This window comes from Gordonia sp. NPDC003950 (assembly GCF_053605205.1).
The window spans coordinates 1-20,562 of the sequence record NZ_JBSGIT010000005.1 but is presented as its reverse complement, the minus strand read 5'-3'; the positions used below and the strand labels follow the sequence as shown (position 1 = coordinate 20,562).

General features: G+C 67.9%; 17 protein-coding genes. 8 read left to right on the top strand and 9 right to left on the bottom strand.

Features of this window, described 5'->3' with window-relative positions; all coding sequences use genetic code 11:
• Positions 1-79 precede the first annotated feature (79 nt).
• Entirely contained in the window at positions 80-868 is a 789-nt protein-coding gene (locus ACWETB_RS05650) for a hypothetical protein (protein WP_348803789.1), read from the top strand.
• Between the two features lie 45 nt (positions 869-913).
• On the opposite strand, the gene ACWETB_RS05645 is transcribed toward ACWETB_RS05650, so the two are convergent.
• The 8 genes from ACWETB_RS05645 to ACWETB_RS05610 form a co-directional block, all read right to left on the bottom strand.
• Complete coding sequence (locus ACWETB_RS05645; RefSeq protein ID WP_348803788.1) at positions 914-2,047, bottom strand: ferrochelatase; 1,134 nt, start codon at positions 2,045-2,047, stop codon at positions 914-916.
• A gap of 10 nt (positions 2,048-2,057) precedes the next feature.
• Positions 2,058-2,891 carry an NADH-dependent enoyl-ACP reductase InhA gene (gene inhA, locus ACWETB_RS05640; protein WP_348803787.1) on the bottom strand — a complete coding sequence of 278 codons (834 nt, stop codon included), beginning with the start codon at positions 2,889-2,891 and terminating at the stop codon, positions 2,058-2,060.
• 92 nt (positions 2,892-2,983) lie between these two features.
• Positions 2,984-3,727: a 3-oxoacyl-ACP reductase FabG1 gene (fabG1, locus tag ACWETB_RS05635; protein ID WP_348803786.1), complete on the bottom strand. Its 744-nt coding sequence runs from the start codon at positions 3,725-3,727 to the stop codon at positions 2,984-2,986.
• A 66-nt stretch (positions 3,728-3,793) separates the two neighbouring features.
• Entirely contained in the window at positions 3,794-4,771 is a 978-nt protein-coding gene (locus ACWETB_RS05630; RefSeq protein WP_348803785.1) for a VWA domain-containing protein, read from the bottom strand.
• A 7-nt stretch (positions 4,772-4,778) separates the two neighbouring features.
• A complete protein-coding gene (locus ACWETB_RS05625) occupies positions 4,779-5,717 on the bottom strand; it encodes a DUF58 domain-containing protein (RefSeq protein WP_449742878.1) in 939 nt (312 codons plus the stop codon).
• Positions 5,704-6,912: an AAA family ATPase gene (locus ACWETB_RS05620; RefSeq protein WP_449742879.1), complete on the bottom strand. Its 1,209-nt coding sequence runs from the start codon at positions 6,910-6,912 to the stop codon at positions 5,704-5,706. Before ACWETB_RS05620 ends, ACWETB_RS05625 begins: the two co-directional genes overlap by 14 nt.
• Positions 6,913-7,051: 139 nt before the next feature.
• The gene (locus ACWETB_RS05615; RefSeq protein WP_348803940.1) at positions 7,052-8,479 is read right to left on the bottom strand and encodes an NlpC/P60 family protein; all 1,428 of its coding nucleotides are present in this window, start codon (positions 8,477-8,479) and stop codon (positions 7,052-7,054) included.
• Positions 8,480-8,988: 509 nt separating this feature from the next.
• On the bottom strand, positions 8,989-9,603 hold the full coding sequence (locus ACWETB_RS05610; RefSeq protein ID WP_452209877.1) for an Rv1476 family membrane protein: 615 nt from the start codon (positions 9,601-9,603) through the stop codon (positions 8,989-8,991).
• Positions 9,604-10,010: 407 nt separating this feature from the next.
• Between ACWETB_RS05610 and ACWETB_RS05605 the strand changes: the two genes are divergently transcribed.
• The 7 genes from ACWETB_RS05605 (at position 10,011) to ACWETB_RS05575 (ending at position 19,652) form a co-directional block, all read left to right on the top strand.
• Positions 10,011-12,827, top strand: coding sequence for an aconitate hydratase (locus ACWETB_RS05605; protein WP_348803781.1), 2,817 nt, complete (start codon positions 10,011-10,013; stop codon positions 12,825-12,827).
• A 17-nt stretch (positions 12,828-12,844) separates the two neighbouring features.
• Positions 12,845-13,429, top strand: coding sequence for a TetR/AcrR family transcriptional regulator (locus tag ACWETB_RS05600; RefSeq protein ID WP_348803780.1), 585 nt, complete (start codon positions 12,845-12,847; stop codon positions 13,427-13,429).
• A 61-nt stretch (positions 13,430-13,490) separates the two neighbouring features.
• Complete coding sequence (locus tag ACWETB_RS05595; protein WP_452209875.1) at positions 13,491-15,137, top strand: GMC oxidoreductase; 1,647 nt, start codon at positions 13,491-13,493, stop codon at positions 15,135-15,137.
• Positions 15,138-15,149: 12 nt separating this feature from the next.
• Positions 15,150-16,835 carry a thiamine pyrophosphate-binding protein gene (locus tag ACWETB_RS05590; RefSeq protein WP_452209873.1) on the top strand — a complete coding sequence of 562 codons (1,686 nt, stop codon included), beginning with the start codon at positions 15,150-15,152 and terminating at the stop codon, positions 16,833-16,835.
• Positions 16,832-17,494 (top strand): SRPBCC family protein, encoded by a 663-nt coding sequence (locus tag ACWETB_RS05585; RefSeq protein ID WP_449742882.1) that lies wholly within the window; start codon positions 16,832-16,834, stop codon positions 17,492-17,494. Before ACWETB_RS05590 ends, ACWETB_RS05585 begins: the two co-directional genes overlap by 4 nt.
• Complete coding sequence (locus ACWETB_RS05580; protein WP_452209871.1) at positions 17,491-18,519, top strand: 3-oxoacyl-ACP synthase III family protein; 1,029 nt, start codon at positions 17,491-17,493, stop codon at positions 18,517-18,519. Before ACWETB_RS05585 ends, ACWETB_RS05580 begins: the two co-directional genes overlap by 4 nt.
• The gene (locus tag ACWETB_RS05575) at positions 18,516-19,652 is read left to right on the top strand and encodes a pyridoxal phosphate-dependent aminotransferase (RefSeq protein ID WP_452209869.1); all 1,137 of its coding nucleotides are present in this window, start codon (positions 18,516-18,518) and stop codon (positions 19,650-19,652) included. The genes ACWETB_RS05580 and ACWETB_RS05575 overlap by 4 nt, the downstream gene beginning before the upstream one ends.
• On the opposite strand, the gene ACWETB_RS05570 is transcribed toward ACWETB_RS05575, so the two are convergent.
• A complete protein-coding gene (locus tag ACWETB_RS05570) occupies positions 19,559-20,320 on the bottom strand; it encodes an alpha/beta fold hydrolase (RefSeq protein WP_452209867.1) in 762 nt (253 codons plus the stop codon). The genes ACWETB_RS05575 and ACWETB_RS05570 overlap by 94 nt on opposite strands.
• Between the last annotated feature and the right edge of the window lie 242 nt (positions 20,321-20,562).

The window sequence follows — 20,562 nt, the reverse complement described above, 5'->3', positions numbered from 1 at the left end:
GCTAGTTAACACGTGCCCCAGGACGCGGGTGCCACGCCGACGAGCCGGTCAGCATGCCCGACGGTACTGTGGAGTGCCTATGACCAGTACCGACCACGGCATCGCAGCGGCCTGGCCGGCCTGCGCCCTCGGGGCGTGGGCCGCGGCCTGGATCGCCGGTCGCTGCTCCCCCGACGACGTCGTCGACACCCTGGCGACCGCGGCGGACCTGCACATCGTCGACGACCGCACCGACGGCGCCGACACGTCACACACCGGCGTCCTCGCGCTTCTCGGACGACTCCGCGGCGCGCGCGGGCTCTCGGCGCGGCTCCCCGTGGCCGGCGACCCACAGGGCCTTCCCCCGGGCACGGCGACGTCGGCGGCGCTGGCCTCCGGCGAGGTCCTGCTCGTCGACGACGGTCGGGCCACTCCGCTGGCCCTGATACCCGCCGAACACGACGGCAGTTGCCGCTGGACGGTGCTGCGCTACGACGCCGAGGTTCCGCTGGCCCCGTCGCGGTCGCCCGGGGACGTCGAATACGAACTACGGCAGGCGGTGTCGTCGGCCACCGAACTGATCACGCGTGCCGGTGCCCGGTCCAGTACGGCGCCGGCCGACCTGCGCGGAACCCTACGCACGCTGACCCATCGGCACATCGTGGAACTGCCGCCACACGACGACGCCCGCATCACCCGCATCATTGCCACCGCGGCACAGGTCGAGGCCATCGTCGCTCTCGCCGCCGACGGGGTGGGCATCGGTGACACGGCGGGCCAATGGTCCGCCGGTGACGGCGAATTGCGGCGACTGGTGACCCTGGCCCACACGGCGCGGGCCGCAGCGGTGAATCGGCTCATCACCGAATTCCTGCCCCCTGCATCGTGATCGGTTGTGGGCGCCGACGGTGATCGGCTCGACCTCGACGCCCGGTCAGGACCGACGCGCCGGGCGTCGCACCGGAACGCAACAGCGGTCGCGGCATACCCGCCCATTGTCGCCGCATCCCATCGCTCCCAGATCGCCTGTGCCGGTGACATACTCCTCGATGAGGTCGGCGATCATCGCCACGAAACGCCGATCGGTGCCGACCGTGTCGGCGCGTTCGTAGGCCATTCCCAGCCGGGCGGCGAGATCGGCGGCCTCGTTGTCGAGGTCCCAGATGACCTCGAGGTGATCGGAGACGAATCCGACCGGATAGACAACCACCCGCGAAACGCCCTCGGCGGCAAGATTTTCCAGATGATCACAGATGTCCGGCTCCAGCCATGGCACCTGCGGCGGGCCGGATCGTGACTGCCACACCTGGTCGAACTCGGTGAATCCCGCAGCGTGCGCGACGAGCTCGGCGGCGCGTGCCACCTGCCGCGAGTAGAGACCACCACCGTCGGCGGCGGGTCCGGATGCCGCGTCGGCGGACGTCGGCACCGAATGCGCGGTGCACACCAACCGCACCCCCGCCCGATCGCTGCCCACCCGATCGCTGCCCGCCCGAACATCGTCAGGCAGTGCGGCCACCGCCCGGTCGATGGCGTCGCGACCGGCGGCCACCATGGCCGGATGATCCCAGTACTGCGGAAGTTTGCGCACCAGTACCGGATCCGAGGCCGATGCGGGGCGTCGCACGGTCAACGCCGCGATCGCCCGCTCGATGTCCTCGTGATATTGCCGGCATCCGGAGTAGCCACCCCACGCCGACGTCGGGAACAGCAGGAACCGACGATGCCCGTCGTCATAGGCGTCGACGAGGACGTCCTCGATGAGCGGATGCCAGTTACGGTTCCCGAAGTACACCGGCAGAGCGCCACGTCCGCGGGAATCGAGTTCGGCGCGCAGCGTCTCGATCATGTCGAGGTTGAGGCGATTGATCGGCGACACCCCACCGAAGTGGAGGTAGTGTTCGGCGACCGCCTCGAGTCGTTCCCGGGGCACGCCGCGACCACGGGTCACGTTCTCCAGGAACGGCATCACCTCGTCGGGGCCGTTGGGCCCGCCGAAGGACAGGAACAGCACCGCATCGAAATCGGCACCGACGACGTCGGCGCGGCCGAGACCCCCGTCGCTCACCGACGCACGCTCACTTGATGAAGTCCTCCGGGAACCAGGTGTTGTGGCTGGCGCCGCCGTCGACGTAGACGATCGATCCGGTGGTGCCCGGCAGGTAATCCGACAGCAGGGTGCAGACGCTGGTACCGACCACCCCCGGGTCGTTGACGTCCCAGCCGATCGGCGAGGCCCCGTTCCAGTAGTCGTTGAGCATGTTCAGCTTCTTGGCATCGTCGGTGGCGGTGCCCGAGATCGCCTTGGCCGCAAGGGTCTTGATCGGTCCGGCGGCAACCAGATTCGACCGGACTCGCTTGGCGTAGCCGACCTCGCGGGCCACGTAACGGTTCACCGACTCCAACGCCGCCTTGGCCACGCCCATCCAGTTGTAATCGGGCATCGCCGTGCGCGGATCGAAGTCCATCCCGACGATCGAGCCGCCCTCGTTCATCACCGGGAGCACGGCGCGTGCCAGCGACGCGTAACTCCATGCCGAGATCTCGAACGCCTTGGCCACGTCGGGCCCGGGACCGTCGAGGAACGGCACCGCGTCCGGTCCCATCAGCGTCTTGGGGGCGAAGGCGATCGAATGGACCACGCCGTCAACGCCTTCGGGTGCGAGTTCACGCACGGCGTCGGCCAGGGCCGACAGCGACTCCTCGTTGGTCACATCGAGGGCAATGGCCGGCGGCACCTCCTGTGGGAGGCGCTTGGCGATGCGGTCGATGAGCCGCAGCCGCTCCGGGATGCCGGTGATGATCACCTTGGCGCCCTGTTCCTGGGCGACCTTGGCGGTGTGGAACGCAATCGATGCGTCGGTGATGATGCCGGTGATGAGGACGGTCTTCCCGTCCAGGATTCCGCTCATGGTGGGGCTCCTGTCGTACGTGGTCGAATCTGGTTGGCGGGGCCGTGGTCGGCGTGAGCCGATGCTGCTGTGGGAGTCGCGGGACGTGACGGTCAGTGCCCCATGCCCAGACCACCGTCGACGTTGATCACGTTGCCGGTGACGTAGGCGGAGTCGTCGGAGGCGAGGAAGCTCACCACGGCGGCGACCTCCTCGGGCTGTCCCATGCGCTTGGCCGGAATCGCCTGATCGACCGCGGTCTTGGTGTATTCCTCTGGCAGTCCGCGGGTCATGTCGGTGTCGATGAGGCCCGGTGCGACGACGTTGGCGGTGATGTTGCGGCTACCGAGCTCACGCGTCACCGACCGGGCGAGTCCGATCACGCCGGCCTTGGACGCGGCGTAGTTGGCCTGACCGGGGGTACCCATGAGTGCGACCACCGAACCGAGATAGATGAACCGGCCCCAGCGGGCACGCAGCATGCCGCGGGTGGCCGCCTTGGTCACCCGGAAGGCGCCGGTGAGGTTGGCGTTCACGACGTTCTCGAAACTGTCCACGCTCATCCGCATGATCAGCGTGTCCTCGGTGATGCCGGCGTTGGAGACGACCACCTCGACGGGGCCCTGGTGCTCGGCGACCTCGGCGAACGCCCGGTCGACGGATTCGGTGTCGGTCACGTCGCAGACGACGCCGAACAGCCCCTCGGGCGCTCCCGAACCGCGGTGGGTCACCGCGACCTTGTGGCCGTCGGCGGCGAGGCGGCGGGCCACCGCCAGTCCGATCCCCCGGTTACCACCGGTGACCAGCACCGACCGCGACACCTTCTCACCATTTCCGGCTTCGTTGCTCTGCACCATGCGCCCCAACCTATCGGTTCGGCCCTGTCCGGTTCCCGTCAGGTCCGGTTCGTATCGGCCCGCGTCTCAGGGGAGTCGCTGGTTGATCACCAGCGACCCGATCACCGCGACGATCGCCAGGATGGTTCCGGCGATGATCCACGGACGGGAGTTGTCGCCCTTGCGCATCTCGTAGCCGATCTCCTCCTGCAGTGTCTCGTAGACCTTGTTGAGTTCGTCGAGACTCGACGCGGTGAAGAATGTGCCGCCGGACAGGTTGGCGATCTCGCGCAACGAGTCGTCATCGACGGGAACCGGTACCCGATCACCGTCGAGATCGACCGTGCCCGTCATCGTGCCGAACGAGATCGTCGACACCGGGATGTTCTCCTCCTTGGCCTTGCGCGCCGCGGTGAACGCCCCGCGCGGGTCGTCCGGGTCGTCCGGGACGGTCTGCTTTCCGTCCGAGAGCAGCACGATCCGTGCGGGCGGGGCTCCGGCCGCGCCACCGAGCACCGCGTTGAGGGTCTGGATCTGCTGGATCGCGGCGAAGATGCCCTCACCGGTGGCGGTCTTGTCGGCGAGCACCAGCTTGTCGACCGCGGCCTTCGTCGCGTTGTGATCGGGGGTGGGCGTCACCAGGTTCGACGCGGTGCCGGCAAAGGAGATCAGACCGAGGTTGATGCCGTCGGTGAGTTCGTCGGCGAACTTCTTCGCGGCGGCCTGGGCGGCCTTGATCCGCGACGGCGCGACGTCGGTGGCCTCCATGGATCGGGAGACGTCCATGACGAGGATGACCGTGGCCTTGTTGCGGGGCACCTTGCGGTCGGCCTGCGGACCGGCGGCGGCCACCACCAGCAGCAACAACGCGACCATCAACAGTGCGATCGGGGCGTGCCGGAGCCACCGCATCCATTTCTTCTCGGGTGGGGTGATCTGGTCGAGCACCTCGAGATTCGCGAACTGCAGGGTACGCCGGCGACGCGCACGCAGGATGTAGGCGTAACAGCCGCCGAGGACGACGACGAGCAGGGCAAGGAACAGCCACCAGGGGTTGGAGAACACCGCGACCTCACCCCACCCCGGCCGCGAGCCCGCGGCGTCGTCGGCCGACGAACTTCACGACGTCGGTCAGCCAGTCCCGATCGGTGCGCAACGACAGCACCGGTCCACCGCAGCTGCGGATGGTGCGCAGCACCTGATTCTCGTGCGCCTGCGCAGCCGCGGCGAAGTCCCGGCGCAGGCCGTCGGTGATGGTCACCTCGCGGATGTCACCGGACTCGGCGTCGGCCAGCCGGACCTGTCCGACCGGCGGGAGTTCCTGATCTCGGGGATCGAGGACCGCAACGGCCAGCAACTCGTGGTGGCCGCCGATCGCCCGCAGCGATCGCTCCCAGTCGATCGGTCCGAGAAAATCGCTGATCACCACGGCCAGTCCGCGTCGACGCTCCGGTCGACGCAGCGCCTCGATGCCGGCGTTGAGGTCACCACGCACGCCCGCCGAGGCACGTTTGGTGGTGGCGATGGCCTTGAGCAGGTGCTGGGCGTGCATCCGGCCGGTTCGTGCCGGGATCCGCACCACCTGATCACCGGTCACGATGATGGCGCCGTGCCGGTTGCCGCCGCCGGAGGTCAGATGCACGATCGCGGCCGCGGCGGCGACCGCGAGGTCGCGTTTCGTGCAGTTCACCGTGCCGAAATCGAGGCTTGCCGAGGCATCGACGACCAGCCAGGTCTCCAACTCGCGGTCGGCGATCATCTGACGGACGTGGGGCTGGGTGGTGCGGGCGGTGACCGACCACTCCATCTGACGGATGTCGTCACCGGGCTGGTAGGGACGGGCCTCCCCCGGCTCGGATCCCGGCCCGGGGATGAGTCCGAGGTGCTCGCCCTGGAGTACGCCGTCGAGCTTGCGGCGGACCGTCAGCTCGAGCATCTTGAGGGCGGCCGTCAGCTGCGGCTCCTCGGCCACCCCCGCCCCGAGCGACGGCAGATCGCTATTGGCCGCCATACTGCGCGGGTGCCTGGTTCGGAACGGGTGCCGCGGCCGCATTCGGCACCGGCGGCTGTACGGGATTCCCCACGCCGGGGCCGCCCTGTCCGGGTGCCGGATACTCGGTGGGTGCCGGCGGTACCGCGGGCGCCTGAGCGGGATACCCGGGGGTCGGGGCGACGGGTTGCGCGCCCACCTGGGGAAGTCCGATGGTCTGCAGGATGCGCGCGATGACGGCATCGGCGGTGACCTCGTCGGCGAGGGCGTCGTAACTGAGAACCAGCCGGTGCCGCAACACGTCCGGGATGATCTCGACGACATCGGCGGGGATCACGTAATCGCGGCCGCGCACCAGGGCCAGTGCCCGCGCCGCGGCGACGATACCGAGCGTCGCGCGAGGTGAGGCGCCGTAGGACAACCAGCTCGCGACATCGGTGAGACCGACCTCGGCGGGCCGGCGGGTGGCGTTGATGACGCGCACGACGTAGTCGACCAGCGCGTGGTGGACGAATACGTTGGCGGCGGTGCGCTGCAGGCGGATCGTCGTCTCGGGGTCGAGGATCCGCGAGGCCGTCGGCGGCACATTGCCCATCCGGTAGACGATCTCGCGTTCCTCCTCGACCGAGGGGTAGTCGACGAGGACCTTGAACAGGAAGCGGTCCCGCTGCGCCTCGGGCAACGGGTACACGCCCTCGTTCTCGATCGGGTTCTGCGTCGCCATCACCAGGAACGGATCCGGCATCGGGTAGGTGGTCCCGCCGATCGACACATGCCGCTCGGCCATGACCTCCAGCAGCGCGGACTGAACCTTGGCCGGCGCGCGGTTGATCTCGTCGGCGAGGAGGAAATTGGCGACCACCGGTCCGAGTTCGGTGTCGAACTCTTCGCGGCCCTGGCGGTAGATACGGGTGCCGATGAGGTCGGTGGGCACGAGGTCGGGGGTGAACTGGACACGCGAGAAGCTGCCGCCGATCACGGTGGCGAAGGTCTCCACGGCCAGGGTCTTGGCGACGCCGGGCACGCCCTCGAGGAGGATGTGCCCGCGGGCCAGCAGACCGACGAGGATGCGCTCGACGAGCTGATCCTGTCCGACGATGACACGTTTGACCTCGTAGATCGCTCGTTCCACCAGCTTGACGTCGCTGTCACTCAATTCGACGCCACCGGCGCCGCCGGTCGGTGCCGACGAATCGGCGGTGGGATGTGAGGTCAACCCCTACTCCTGTCCTCGGCGAGGTGATGTGGTGGCGGTGCGGACCCTCGCGCCGCGCGCCGTTGCCAGCCTAGCGGCGTCGACTGAGAACTTGCCACGAAGGTCGGGGCGGGTGTCGGCCGGTCGAGTGAGTGTGGGCTCAGAGCAGGCGCACGACGTTGGGCATGGCGCCGTCGGTGCGCACCGGCGACACCTTGACCACGTCGCCGGATTGCGGGGCCTCGACCATCTTGCCGTCGCCGAGGTACAACGCGACGTGCTCGCTGGCGTTGGGACCGTAGAAGATCATGTCGCCGCGTTGCATCTGGGCGAGGGGGAACTGCGGTCCGGAGGTGTACTGGTAACCCGTGTAGTGCGGCAGTTCGATGCCGACACCGGCGAAGGCGTAGACCATCAGGCCCGAGCAGTCGTAGCCGACCTTGGCGTAGTCGCCGTAGCTGTCGGCGACACCGCCGTCGCGGATGCCCTGGGTCGGGCCCTCGGCGTTTCCGCCGCCCCACGCGTACGGCACGTTGAGTTGCGACAGGGCCCGGTTGACGACGATCTCGACCGCCTGGGGTCCGCGCAGACCGGGTCGGACCACGCCGCCGCCACCGCCGGAACTGCCGAACAGGCTGCCGAGGCTGCCCGAGCCGAGGCGGGCGCTCAGGGTGTCGCCACCGCCGTCGCTGCCGAGTCCCGCGCCGCCGACTCCCAGTTCGTCGAGCAGTTCCGAATGCGGCACCTGCTGCTGCCCGACGAGGGCGGCGAGCACCTTCTGCGAGACATCGAGCGCCAGTCGTGCCGCGGCCTCGGCGGCCACCTGCATCGTCTGGTTGTCGCCCTCGGCCTGGGTGGGACTGATCGCCGCGGGACCCGGTTGTTGTTGTCCGGGGAGGTTGCGGAACAGGCCGGTGAGCAGGTCGGTGGGCTCCGGGTCGGCGACCGGGGTCGGGCGCACGGTGCCGCGGAGCGCGTCGAGCCGCGCCTGCACCGAGTCACGCTGCCGAATCAGGGTGGCGCGTTGACGTTGTTGGTCGACGATCGCGGTACGGGCCTCGGTCACCGCCGCGACCGCCGAGTCACGACGGGTCGCCGCTCCCTCGGTGGCATAGGCGGTCTGCCGTTTGGTCGCCTCGAGCGCCGCGACCTGGTTGGCCTGCTGATTGCGCGCCACCTGCAGCCGGCGGATGGTCTGCTGTTGATCGCGACCGATCTGGTCGATCACCGCCGCCCGGTCGAGGACACGCTGCGGATCCGGCGACGACAGGTAGTTCGACATGGTGGCCTGATTTCCCCCGGTCCGATAGACCGACCGGACGAACTCGTCGAACTCGCGCTGGGCGGCCGCGGTTGCCTGCGTCGCGCGGGTGAGCGACGACCGGGCATTGGTGGCCGCCACACTGGCCAGGCGCTGAGCGGCCAGGGCGTTCTGGTAGTCGACGACCGCATGATTGGCCGCCTCCTGGCGCAATGCGACGGCCTTGTCGAGGTCGCTTAGGTTCTGGTTGACCTGCGCGATCTGATTGATCAGGGACGAGACCGGGGAGGTCGTCGGAGTCGGTGCGGCGTGGGCCGGCCCCATCATGGCGGCGGCACCGGCGATGACGGACGCCACCGCGGCCGTGACCTGCAGCCGACGCCGCGGCACATCGCGGCGTGTCGCCGTGGTCCTTCGCCTCACTGGCTGCTCCCTCACCGTTTGCCGAGTGCGGGTGCGTGGCAGTCGATCTGCCCCTCCGGCTCCGATGGCCGTCAGAAACCCCCGCACAGGCGCACCTCTGTCGCATGTACAACTCGCATCACATGGAGCGCACTGATGAGCAGATGCACCACACGTGACATTGGAACCGTACGTCACATCTACCACTCGCGAAAACAAGCGCAACGAATTACAAAGACGTGATTACCTGCAGAGATGGGCGTGAACAGCCGAAAGTCCGCGACCTCTGGTCACGTTTCGAATTGGTAACAGAGCCGGGCGTCGGCGGTCGCGACACTTGGAGAGCTCGGCGCCCCGGTGTAGATGCGGCCCGTGTAGATGCGGCCGATCATGAGAAGCCGAGCGGCGACGGCGAGACGCTGCCCGGTTGGCGATCAGTCGTTCGCCACCGCGGAAGCGGGCGTCGGGTCGACCTCCGCCTCATGATCTGGATCATCGGCACGTCGACGCAACGACCGAAGGCGGCCGAGGACGGCGCCGATCGCGACGACGACCATCAACACCAGCGTGATCAGCGTCCAATCCAGGCTCGGAGCCGTGATCGAATCGACCATCTCCGCGGCCGCCTGCGGCGGGTTGGACAGGGTGAGCTTGTCGGTCGACTCCTCGAGGACCACGCGACTGAACTCCGGAGAGGCACTCCCGACCGCGTTCGGTCCGAACACCAGGACCGTTCCACCGACCTGTTGCTGCAACTCGGTGGCGATGTCGCGGTACATGGTGAACACCGGCATCTTCTGGTCGAGGACGACGATGTTGATGTCGTGGCCCTGTCCCTGGGCGTGATTCACCACGGCACGCAACGCGTCGACCTGATCGGGGTTCTGGGTGTAGACGTGATCGTCGCGCAGGCCGTCGGCGATGGTCGCGAGGACGATGCCACCGGGCGCCGTGGTGTCGGTGACGCCCGGCGAGTCGTACTCCGACGCCGGGGCGGCCACCGGAGCGGCGAGAATCAGCGAGCCGTCGGCGACGGGGCCAGGAGTCATGCTGTCGCTTCCTCACACCACCAGGTGACCCGCCCGGAACCGGACGGCCACGTTTCACGATCATTAAATGTGCGTGGTGCGGCGTCTGCTCACCGAACCTCGACCAGCACGGTACGACAGAATGGGATGGTCATGGGCCACCGGGTCCGCCGTGGCTCGCGCGCGTGTCGGTGGTTGTTAACAGTACGGACGTACTGTTAGACTGGTTTGCGTCGCCGCGGAAACCCCGCGGTCGCTGGATGACACAGCTGGATGACACAACAGCACGACCCCGGCGCAGCCCGTCGGGGGATGGTCAGAGTCGACGAGATGGTGACGCTCGCCGATGAGCCCGGAGTAGGCCCGGACTTCTCGCCCGGGACGCACAATGCCGACGCAGCCCGTCGGCCAGAGGAGAGTGGAACAACGTGAGCATCAATTCGTTTGGCGCCCAGGGCACCCTTGAGGTGGGCGACAACTCCTACGAGATCTTCCGCCTCAGCGCGGTCAAGGGCACCGAGAAACTCCCCTACGCCCTGAAGGTCCTCGCCGAGAACCTCCTGCGCACCGAAGACGGCGCGAACATCACCAAGGAGCACATCGAGGCGATCGCCAACTGGGATCCCTCGGCCGAACCGAGCATCGAGATCCAGTTCACCCCGGCGCGCGTCATCATGCAGGACTTCACCGGCGTCCCGTGCGTGGTGGACCTGACGACCATGCGCGACGCTGTCAAGGAACTCGGTGGCGACCCGGAGAAGGTCAATCCCCTCGCACCGGCCGAGATGGTCATCGATCACTCCGTCATCATCGAGGCCTTCGGCAATTCGCAGGCCCTCGAGCGCAACGTCGAGATCGAGTACCAGCGCAACGAGGAGCGCTACAAGTTCCTCCGCTGGGGCCAGGGCGCGTTCGACGACTTCCGGGTTGTCCCCCCGGGCACCGGCATCGTCCACCAGGTCAACATCGAGCACCTGGCCCGTTCCATCATGGTGCGTGACGGTGTCGCCTACCCCGACACCTGCATCGGCACCGACTCGCACACCACCATGGAGAACGGCCTGGGCGTGCTCGGTTGGGGCGTCGGCGGTATCGAGGCCGAGGCAGCGATGCTCGGACAGCCCGTGTCGATGCTCATCCCGCGCGTCGTCGGTTTCAAGCTCACCGGTGCCGCCAAGCCGGGTGTGACCGCCACCGACGTGGTGCTCACCATCACCGACATGCTCCGCAAGCACGGCGTGGTCGGCAAGTTCGTGGAGTTCTACGGCAACGGCGTGGCCGAGGTGCCCCTGGCCAACCGCGCCACCATCGGCAACATGAGCCCCGAGTTCGGCTCGACCTGTGCGATGTTCCCGATCGACGGCGAGACCATCAATTACCTCAAGCTCACCGGCCGCAGCCAGGAGACCCTCGACCTCGTCGAGGCGTACGCCAAGGAACAGGGCATGTGGCTGGAGAAGGATGCCGCCGAGGCCGAGTACTCGGAGTACATGGAGCTCGACCTGTCGACGGTCGTCCCGTCGATCGCCGGCCCGAAGCGCCCGCAGGACCGCATCGAACTGTGGGACGCCAAGAACGCCTTCCGCAAGGACATCCACAACTACGTCGAAGAGGGCAACACCCCGCAGATCAACGGCGTGGACGAAGCCAGCGAGGAGAGCTTCCCGGCCTCCGACGCGCCGGCCACCTCGCCCGGTGCGGCCAAGCTGTCGTTCTCCGACGACGAGGTTCCGGCGCACGACGCGTCGAAGGGTTCGGCGGGCCGTCCGTCCAAGCCCGTCGTGGTGGAGTCGGCCGAACGCGGCACGATGGTGCTGGACCACGGCATCGTGACGATCGCCTCGATCACCAGCTGCACCAACACCTCCAACCCGTCGGTGATGCTGGGCGCAGGCCTGCTCGCCAAGAAGGCGGTCGAGAAGGGCCTGACCTCCAAGCCGTGGGTCAAGACCTCGATGGCCCCGGGTTCGCAGGTCGTCACCGGCTACTACGACAAGGCCGGCCTCTGGCCGTACCTGGAGAAGGTCGGCTTCTACCTAGTCGGCTACGGCTGCACCACCTGCATCGGCAACTCGGGACCGCTGCCGGAGGAGATCTCCAAGGCGATCAACGACAACGATCTGACCGCCACCGCGGTGCTCTCGGGTAACCGCAACTTCGAGGGTCGCATCAACCCCGACGTGAAGATGAACTACCTCGCGTCGCCGCCGCTGGTCATCGCCTACGCCCTGGCCGGCACGATGGACTTCGACTTCGAGACCGATCCGCTGGGTCAGGACACCGACGGAAACGATGTGTTCCTCAAGGACATCTGGCCGTCCAACGAGGAGATCGCCGAGACCATCAAGAGCTCCATCTCGGCCGAGCAGTACGCCGAGGACTATGCCGACGTCTTCAAGGGCGACGAGCGGTGGCAGAACCTGCCGACGCCGGACGGCAAGACCTTCGAGTGGGACGACGAGTCGACCTATGTGCGTAAGCCCCCGTACTTCGAGGGCATGAAGCTCGAGGCCGACCCGGTCAGCGACATCAAGGGCGCGCGTGTGCTGGCGAAGCTGGGCGACTCGGTCACCACAGACCACATCTCCCCCGCGTCGACCATCAAGCCCGGCACCCCCGCCGCGCAGTACCTGGACGAGCACGGGGTGGCCCGAAAGGACTACAACTCGCTGGGTGCCCGCCGCGGTAACCACGAGGTGATGATCCGCTCGACCTTCGGCAATATCCGCCTGGCCAACCAGCTCGTCGATGTCACCGGTGGTTACACCCGCGACTTCACTCAGGAGGGTGCGCCGCAGGCCTTCATCTACGACGCCGCGCAGAACTACGCCGCCGCGGGTACTCCGCTGGTCGTGCTCGGTGGCAAGGAGTACGGCACCGGAAGTTCGCGTGACTGGGCCGCCAAGGGCACCAGCCTGCTGGGCGTCAAGGCCGTCATCACCGAGAGCTTCGAGCGTATTCACCGCTCGAACCTGATCGGTATGGGTGTCATCCCGCTGCAGTTCCCGGAGGGCGAGTCGCACAAGTCGCTGGGCCTCGACGGCACGGAGACCTTCGACATCACCGGTATCGAGGAGCTGAACTCGGGTACCACCCCGAGCACGGTTCACGTCACCGCCACCAAGGAGGACGGCTCGACGGTCGAGTTCGACGCCAAGGTGCGCATCGACACCCCCGGTGAGGCCGATTACTACCGCAACGGAGGCATTCTGCAGTACGTGCTGCGCAACATGATCAAGGGCTGATCGGGGGTATCTGCACAGTGCCCAAGGTCAGCGATGACCGCCTTGCCGCGCGTCGTCGGGAGATTCTCGACGGCGCGCGGCATTGCTTCGCGGAGTACGGATACGACGGAGCCACCGTCAAACGCATCGAGGAGTCGACGGGTCTGTCGCGCGGTGCGATCTTTCACCACTTCCGGGACAAGGAGGCGTTGTTCCTCGCCCTCGCGCAGGAGGACGCCGAGCGGATGGCCGACGTGGCGGCCGAGCAGGGCCTCGTCCAGGTCATGCGGGACATGTTGACCAGCCCGCAGGACTTCGACTGGCTCGGCACCCGGCTCGAGATCGCCCGGAAGTTGCGCACCGACACCAAGTTCCGGGATGCGTGGAGCGCCCACTCGGCGGATCTGGAGAAGGCCACGGCGGCGCGACTCGAACGAGGCCGCGCCTCGGGCCGACTCCGTGACGACGTGCCCACCGAGGTCCTCGTGGGGTACCTCGACCTCGTCCTCGACGGGTTGATCACGCGGCTCGCGACCGGCCAACCCACCGATGACCTGCACAAAGTTCTCGATCTCGTAGAGGAATCGGTGCGTGTCTCGCGAAATGCGGGAAGTGAGACGTGAATCACACCCAGGTGCCCCTAAAGAGGTATGCCTAGCCTAATTTTCTGGCTAGCTTCACAGGGTGCATTCAGACTTCTCGTCCACGGGACTCCCGACCGCCCCCCTGACCCGACGCTCTCTGCTGCGCGGCATCGGTGTCGGGTCGGTGGGTGCCGGCCTCGCCGCCGCCGGACTCGGTTCCACGTTCGCCGCCGCACCCGCGAGGGCCGCCGACGGTGCCACCGCCATCGTCATCGGCAGCGGCTTCGGCCGGGCCGTTGCGGCCCTGCGGTTGGGGCAGGCCGGAATCCGCACGACGGTCCTCGAACGCGGCCGCCGATGGCCGATCCGGGGCGACGGCAACACCTTCGCCACCTTCGACCGCCCTGACCGGCGGGCCGCCTGGTTCGACACCACCGCCGGGATCTCCAGCGTCGGCCGGACGCCCACCACCCCCTACCCCGGTGTGCTCGACACGATCCGCGGCAACGGGATCGAATCGGTCCACGGGGCCGGCGTCGGTGGCGGCTCACTGGTGTTCGGGGCCTTCACCCTGCAGCCGGACAAGGCCGACTTCGAGCATGTCTTCCCCGGTGGTAGCGGATACGACGAACTGTCGCGCACCTACTTCCCGCGCGCCCGGAAGGTGTTGGGTACCGGCCCGCTCCCCGATGACATCCTGGCGCATCCCAACTACGTCGGCGCCCGGTCGTGGCTGACGATCCTCAAGCGCTATGGAATCGCGCCGCAATTCGTCGACTACGCGATCGACTGGGACCGCGTGCGGGCCGAGTTGGCGGGTCGCGCACCGAAGGGCGTATCCATCGGCGACCTGTCCTACGGCGTCAACAGCGGCGCCAAGAACTCCGTCGACCACAACTACCTGCCGGCGGCCGAACGCACCGGATTCGTGACGATCAAACCGATGCACGAGGTCTTCGAGATCACCGAGCGCACCCGGCGACCGGGCTACGTCGTGCGGTCACGACTCATCGACGACGCCGGGCGCACCGTGCGGATCGTCACCACCGAGGCCGACTACCTGTTCATGGCCGCGGGCTCGTTCCACACCACCTCGCTGCTGGTACAGGCCCGGGCGCGCGGAACGCTGCCGCGCCTGTCCCCCAAGATCGGCAACGGCTTCGGCGGCAACGGCGACTTCCTGATCATCCGTACCGCGCTGCGCGATCAGCACGGGCCGGTCCAAGGTGGTCCCGGGTATGCCCGGATCCGGGAGGATCGCATGCCCGGCGGGCCGGCGACGATGATCTATCAGGCCAGTCCCTTCCCGGCCCCGGCCGGCTCACTGGCGACCACACACCTCATCCAGGTCCACACCGACGAGCGCGGCACCATCGACTACGACCACACCACCGGCCGCACCACGCTGAACTATCCGCACCCCGCGGGCACCAGCGACCTGGACCGGCAGGCCATCGCCTTCGCCCGGCACTTCCATGACCGGACCGAGGGTCGATTCGGGCACGCGCTCAACGGGATTCCGGTGTACGACCGTCTCTCCGGCTTTGGTTCGGGCGCTACCTTCCACGGACTCGGCGGAGTGGTGGTCGGACAGGCCGCCGATGCGAACGGCGCGGTCAAGGGCTACGACAACCTCTACGTCGTCGACGGTGCGTTCGCCCCGGGGGCCGTCGGCCTGGTCAATCCGTCCCTCACCATCACGGCACTCGCGGAGCGGACGATGGACCGCTTTCTGGCCGCACACTGATCCGCCTCGCAGATGACGCCGGGTGCGCGATCGGCCAGGGTCGCCGATCATGTCTGCGCACGACTGTACGAACTGGGCATCTCGACGGTGTTCGGGGTGCACGGCGCCAACATCGAGGACATCTTCGACGCGGCATCGGCTCACCCCGGCATCACGCCGGTGATCGCGAAACACGAGTTCGCGGCCGGCGCGATGGCCGACGGCGTGGCCCGCATGCGAGGCGCGCCGTCGGCGGTGCTGACCACCTCGGGCGGCGGAGCCCTCAACGTCATCGCCGCACTCGGCGAGTCGTATGACAGTCGGGTGCCCGTACTCGCCGTCATCGGAGCACCGCCCTCGAACGCTGTCGGCCGCGGTGGATTCCAGGACATGCTGTCGCCACCGGACACCATCGATCTCGAGTCGGTGCTGTCCGGGGTTGTCGGCGCCGTTGCGGTGGTGCACACCGTCGACCACCTCGACGCCGCACTCGACACTGCCACCACGACACTGCGCCGATCGTTGCCGGCGGCCGTTGTGATACCGAAGAATATTGCGGCACAGCACTTTTCCGGAGCGGCAGTCACCAGGAGCGCGCATATCGACGCCCCGGCCGATGTAACGACTCATCCGCGCCCGGACGTGTTGGATCACATCGCCGAAACCCTCTGCCGTACAGTAGATCCTGGGCAGGTGTGCATCTGGTCAGGCGAGGAGGCGGCACGGCGTCACCTTGGTGACGCGGTGACGGAGCTCGCCGATCTGCTCGGCGCCACCACGGTGGTGTCCCCGGGCGGGCGGGACATCGCCGGACCCGGGTGCGCGGGAGTGACGGGGGTGATGGGTCACCCGTCGGCACATGCCGCCCTGGCTGCGGCGTCGACGATCCTGGTGCTCGGCTGCCGGATGTCGTTGACCGATCGCGGCGGGCTCGACGACATCCTCGCAGAGCGGACCGTCGTTCATCTCGGCGCGCATCAGCCGCGCACCGGCGGCGTTCGCCACATCGAGTGTGTTCACCTCGAATATGCTCTCGCACAATTGGTCTCACGCATTCGTCGACAGTCGAGGTGCGCGCCCGGAGGCGCCGCCCGCGAGGTCGTCGCCCTCGTGACCCCGCGGTCCGACGGCCCGCACCCCGACATGCGTTCGGTGATCGAGGCCGTCGGCGCGGCACTGCCCGAACATGCCGCGGTGTTCGCCGACGCCGGCAACACCGGAGCCGCCGCAATCCACCACCTGCCCTTCGGTGTCGGACGGTTCGCCGTGGCCCTGGGCATGGGCGGCATGGGATACGCGATTGCGGCCGGTGTCGGTGTCGCCATCGCCGGTGGCGCCGGAGGTGCGCCCGCGCGCACGGTGGTGATAGCCGGCGACGGATCCTTCCTGATGCACGGCATGGAGATCCACACGGCGATCGAGCACGATGCGCCGATCACGATCGTGGTGGCGAACAACGACGCCCACGGCATGTGCCGCACCCGTGAGGATCTGTACTTCCCGGCCACCTCATCGCTGAACAGCTTCCGGCACACCGACTTCGCCGCCGGACTCGACGCGATGTTCCCGACGCTGACCGTCTGGCATGTGACCGAATCCGGCGAGCTCGACGCGGCCCTCGGCGCCGCACTGACACATCCCGGGCCGAACTGCGTCGTCGTCGAGGTCGACGCCGACGACCTACCGCCGTTTGCACCGTTTCTGAGAGGACACCCATGACGACGACCACCACCGCATTGTCGGATCTTCCCGAGGGAGAACACCTGCCGGGAGTGATCAGGGTCGAGACCCATTCCCGGGCCGAGTCGACACCGATGCTCGTCGACCGAATCCGGTCGGTCTATCCGCATCAGCAGATCTACGGCGACTACTGCACCGTGCAGGGCTACGTCGACGCGCCGCCGCGCCCGCTGTACGCATGGCTCGCCGACCCCCGGACACTCGAGGAATGGACGTACAGCACACGGGGTCTGCGCGTCACGCGGACGCCCGGACTGTTCCTCGGCCAGGATCGCCTCAATGACGACACCGACATCTACGTGCGGGCCGTCACCCACGATGACGCGATGACGGTGGACTATCACTGCGCGTGGGACCAACCCGATCACCTGTGGATGGTCTATCTCATGCGGGTCGTCGACGCGCAGGTGGTCCTGAATCGCCCCGGTTCGGTGGTCACGTGGACCAACTGCCGGCACCCGTTCTATGACTCGAACCCCTACCCGGATACCGCCCCCGCGGGCCGGGAGGAGTGGGTCGGCGATCTCTGGGACATGTTCGCCGCCGGGCATCAGGTCGAACTCGACAATCTCACCGCGATTGCCGAGTCCCGGCACCGCGCCGGTCTTCCCCTCACCCCGGAATGGATGCGTTCATGACCGCCTCGATCAGCCCCGCGATCAGCCTGGCCGACGTGGCGACCTACCGCCCCACCAACCGGGTACCGGCCACGTGGTTCGCCGAGTATGCGGCCGACGACGCACTCGCCGACAATGTGATGTTCCGAGCCCCCGCACACCGCCATCATGCGGCGGACGGGGAGACCTCGGCCGACATGATCGTCGCTGCGGCAGCGGTATTGGCCGATCGGCACGGTTCGGACTACCTCGACGACGTGGACGTGGTGCTCACCCACAGCCAGCTTCCCGAGGTCCCGGTGCGCGGATGCGTGGGCGAGGTGGCCCATCGCCTGGGGTTGCGGCCGACGACCGTCCTCGACGTCCACAACGGCGGATGCGCCGCCTTCGTGCACATGATCGAGATCGCCGGCGCACTCCTGCGCGTCCGCGGCGGAGGCAAGGCACTGATCGGGGTGGCCACCAACACCGCCGGTCAGATCTTCACGCAGGAACAGGTGCGGCCCAAGGCGCAGGCGGCGATTCCCGGGGATGGTGCCGCGGTGGCCGTGCTCACCCTCGACGGGTGCAATCCGGTGCTGGCCACGGTGTGCCGGTCATTCGGGGAGTACTCGGCGGATATGACCGCGGTCAGCGATCCGCCACGCAAGTATTGGGAGGCCGGCCCCGGCCAGATCCACGTCGGCTTCACCGACGCCAAGATCGCCAAGGTGCTTTCCCGCGGAAACCGTCTCGTGCCGGAGGTGTCCTACGAGGTCGCCGGCCGAATCCCGGTGGCGCCGCGGGATCTGGACTGGTTCATCACCAATCAGCCGAAGCGCATCTTCCTCCGGAACTGGCGCGAGGCCCTCGAGTTGCCGGAGTCACGGCATCCGGACACCTTCGACGACTGCGGCAATCTGTTCGCGGTCGGTATCCCGATGACGCTGGACGCCCTCGTCGACAGCGGCAAGGTCGCCGACGGTGACGTCATCATGATGTCGGCCTTCGCCCACGCCGGTGACTTCGCCGCGGCCTGCGCGGTGCGTTGGTCCGGACGGTCGTGACCCCGCGCGGGTCCACCGTCGCAGATGCGCCGGTGCGTTGTGACCTCAACGAGTCGGCGTTCGCACCGCTGCCCGCCGTCGTCGAGGCCATGGCGACCGCCGCCCGCGACGCCCATCGATATCCCGAGTTCACCGCCGACCGGCCGCGCCTGGCCATCGCCGCCCATCTGGGAATCGGCGCGAATCAGGTGACCGTCGGGCCGGGCGGAACTGCGGTGGCGCAAGCGATTATGGCCGACGCCATGTTGTGCGCCCGTGAGCACGGGATCGCTGACCCCACCATCCTCACACCCGCCCCGACCTTCGACGGGTTCGGCATTCTCGCGCGGATCCTCGGCGTGCGACTCGTCACCACCCCTCTCGACGAGCGTGGATGTCCCGACCTCGACGCCCTGGCCGCGGCGGTCGACTCCTCGACCGCCGCGGTGATCCTGTGTTCACCACACAATCCGACCGGCGCCGTCCTCGGCGAGTCGCGCCTGCGCGCGTTCCTCGCGGATCTCGACGGGGCGCTCCCGGTCATCCTCGACCAGGCCTACATCGAGTACTGCGAGTGCCCGGTCGACGCAGTGGCCATTGCCGAGGAGTTCCCGAATGTCTGTGTGCTACGCACCTTCTCGAAGGCCCATGCGCTCGCCGGGGTCCGGATCGGATACGCATTCGGTGCGCCGTCGGCGGTGGCCGGCGCCCAAAGCCAGGAGATACCATTCGCGATCAGCGCGGCCGCGGCCGCCGCGGTCCCGGTGGCACTGTTGGCCCACCGGGAACTCGACGCGCGGATGTCGGCCGTTCGCGCCGAACGCACACACCTCGCACGATCCCTCGCCTCCGTGGGTGTGGAGGCCCTCGACGGCCACGCCAACTTCGTCTACCTGCCGGGTGCCGGCGGCCTCGCCGTGGGACGGGCACTGGCCGCGAACGGGATTCACGGCAGGTTCTGTGGCTCCGACGGTTTCCGCCTGACGGTCCTCGACCGTGCGGTCACCGAGCGGATCATCGGTAGCGTCACCGACGCGCGGAAAGGCGCTATTCCCTGGACTCACGAGTCGCCGTCGAGGAATCGGGTGATCAGCCGCCAGGTGGAGGCGACGAGGGCCTCATCGAGTTCCTCGGCGACCACCGCACCCAGGTAGTCACCGTGTGCCGCGGGCACCACCAGCGCTCGACCGTCCGGGGCGAGTCGGCTCATCGCGAGGGTGTGTTCGCCGCGGACGATGTCGCGGTCACCGCTGACGAACATCGCCGGCGCCCGTAGTCCCGCCAGGTCGGCGTCGGCCCAGTCGACGAATCCACACATCAGGGTGACGTCGAGTTCAAACATCCGGCGGAAGTCGTCCGGGTCGGGGTTGATTCGGCCATAGGCCTCGGCGAGCAGCGGCGGCACCCCGTCCGGACTCGGATCGTCGAAGGAGTCCCAGAAACCGTCGATCATGCCGTCGCGGCGCGTGAAACCCGAGGCCACCACCACACGCCTGGTGAGCTCGGGACGACGCAATGCGAACCGCAGGACCGTCGGCCCGCCGTTGGAGAAGCCCATGATGTCGACCTGTCCCACACCGAGCGACTCCACCAGCGCCGCGATGTCGGCGGCGGAGTTGTCGAAGGTGTACGGCCGGCGATGGTGTGGGGTGTGGCCATGCCCCTGCAACTCCACGGCGATCAGTCTGCGGTGTGGGGATAGCACGCGGATCGCGTGACCCCAGTCGACGTCGATCACACCGGCGCCGCCGTGTACCAGGACGAGCGGTGTGGAACCGTCGTCGGGCCCGTGGATCTCGTAGTACAGGTCGATCGTGGTCATCTCGGGCCTCTCGTGTGGTGGTGTGTGGCCGGTGGTGCCGAGTGGTCGGGCACGTGCGCCGCGGTCATAGGTGATGACCGTCGCCGACCGTGGAACTCACCGGTCGCACATCGGACAGTTCGGCCCCGCCGAGCGAACGCTCGCTATAACCTAATGGGTCTTACTGGATCGTCTACGGTGTGGCAGGTTCAGTACTGGTAGCGGTCGCTGGGATAGCACTCGTTTGACCCGGAGCATCCGGC